The 1,996-nt window shown below is 72.9% G+C and carries 2 protein-coding genes; both read left to right on the top strand.

The features are described 5' to 3' along the window. Positions 1-755, top strand: a 755-nt coding sequence (locus tag AOK08_RS41065; protein ID WP_157877025.1) for a PP2C family protein-serine/threonine phosphatase, incomplete at its 5' end; no start/stop codon positions are given. 107 nt (positions 756-862) lie between these two features. After that, the coding region (gene hemW / locus AOK08_RS41060) for a radical SAM family heme chaperone HemW (RefSeq protein ID WP_055535580.1) at positions 863-1,996 on the top strand (1,134 nt) is incomplete at its 3' end.

Below are 1,996 nucleotides of genomic sequence, written 5' to 3'. Positions count from 1 at the left end.
GCGGCGACTTCTACGACCTCTTCCCGGCCGGCGACGGCCGCTGGTGCTTCGCCGTCGGCGACGTCCAGGGCAAGGGGCCGGAGGCCGCCGTGGTGATCGGCCTCGCCCGCCCCTGGCTGCGGCTGCTCGCCCGCGAGGGGTACCGGGTCGCGGACGTCCTCGACCGTCTCAACCAACTGCTCCTCGACGATGCGACCGAGACGGCGGACGCGGCGGCCCGCGCGCTGGTCGCGGCGGACGGACGGTCCGGTGTGCCTGTGGGAGCGGTGGGGGCGATGGGTTCCTTCGTCCCCGGTGTCCCGGGTGGGGTACGGCCGGGTGAGGGGCCGCAGACCCGATTCCTCTCCCTCCTCTACGGGGAACTCGTGCCCTTCGAGGGAGGCGTGCGCTGCACCGTCGCCTCCGCCGGGCATCCGCTGCCCCTGGTGCTCCGGGCGGGCGGGGAGGTCGGTACGGCCGCCGAACCGCAGACACTGCTCGGGGTCGTCGAGGACGAGACGTACACGAGCGGGAGCTTCGAGCTGCGGCCCGGCGACAGCCTGCTGTGCGTCACCGACGGGGTGACCGAGCGGCGTTGCGGGCCCCGCCAGTTCGACGACGGCGACGGGCTGGCGACCGCCCTCGCCGACTGCGACGGGCTGGACGCGCAGCGGATCGCGGAACGGATACGGCGGCTCGTGCACGAGTTCGGGGAACAGCCGCCGGAGGATGATCTGGCGCTGCTGGTGCTCCAGGCGGAACCACTGGGTGAGTGATCCGTGCGACCCGAGTGACCCGCGCCCCGAGGGTGTGCCGGGTCCCTCGGTCCAGGGGGCGGATCTGTCGGGGCCGGGTGCCTCGTCGGTGCTGGACAATGGAGGGCATGCCCTCCGCACTCCCCGACGGCGAACCCGTCCCCGAAGACGGTGCCCTGCCCGTCCCCGCGCTCGCCGGGGCCGCGGACCGTCCCCTCGGGTTCTACCTCCATGTCCCGTACTGCGCGACCCGCTGCGGCTACTGCGACTTCAACACCTACACGGCGACCGAGCTGCGAGGCACGGGCGGTGTCCTGGCCTCCCGCGACAACTACGCGGAAACCCTGATCGACGAGGTACGGCTGGCGCGGAAGGTCCTCGGCGACGATCCGCGGCCCGTCCGTACGGTGTTCGTCGGCGGCGGTACGCCCACCCTCCTGGCCGCCGGCGATCTCGTACGGATGCTGGGGGCGATCCGTGACGAGTTCGGGCTCGCGGCGGACGCCGAGGTGACGACGGAGGCGAACCCCGAGTCGGTGGACGAGCGGTATCTGGCCACTCTGCGCGAGGGCGGTTTCAACCGGATCTCGTTCGGGATGCAGAGCGCCAGGCAGCACGTACTGAAGGTGCTGGACCGTACGCACACGCCGGGGCGTCCCGAGGCGTGTGTCGCGGAGGCGCGGGCCGTGGGGTTCGAACACGTGAACCTCGATCTGATCTACGGCACCCCCGGGGAGTCCGACGACGACTGGCGGGCCTCGCTGGACGCGGTGCTCGGGGCCGGGCCGGATCACGTCAGCGCGTACGCCCTGATCGTCGAGGAGGGCACGCAACTGGCTCGGCGTATCCGCCGGGGCGAGGTGCCGATGACCGACGACGACGTCCACGCGGACCGGTATCTGATCGCCGACGAGGTGCTCGGGGCGGCCGGTTATGAGTGGTACGAGGTGTCGAACTGGGCGACCTCGGCGGCCGGGCGGTGTCTGCACAACGAGCTGTACTGGCGTGGCGCCGACTGGTGGGGGGCCGGGCCCGGGGCGCACTCGCATGTCGGCGGGGTCCGGTGGTGGAACGTGAAACACCCCGGGGCGTACGCGGGGGCGCTGGCGGCGGGGCGGTCACCGGGCGCCGGGCGCGAACTCCTCACGGACGAGGATCGGCGGGTGGAGCGGATTCTGCTGGAGCTGCGGTTGCGGGAGGGGGTTCCGCTGGCGCTGCTGCGGGAGGAGGGGCTCGCGGCGTCGCGGCGGGCTCTGGGGGAG

Source organism: Streptomyces graminilatus, assembly GCF_001418565.1.
Taxonomy (GTDB): domain Bacteria; phylum Actinomycetota; class Actinomycetes; order Streptomycetales; family Streptomycetaceae; genus Streptomyces; species Streptomyces graminilatus.
The sequence above is the reverse complement of the archived record's forward strand: the minus strand, read 5'-3'. Positions and strand labels throughout refer to the sequence as shown.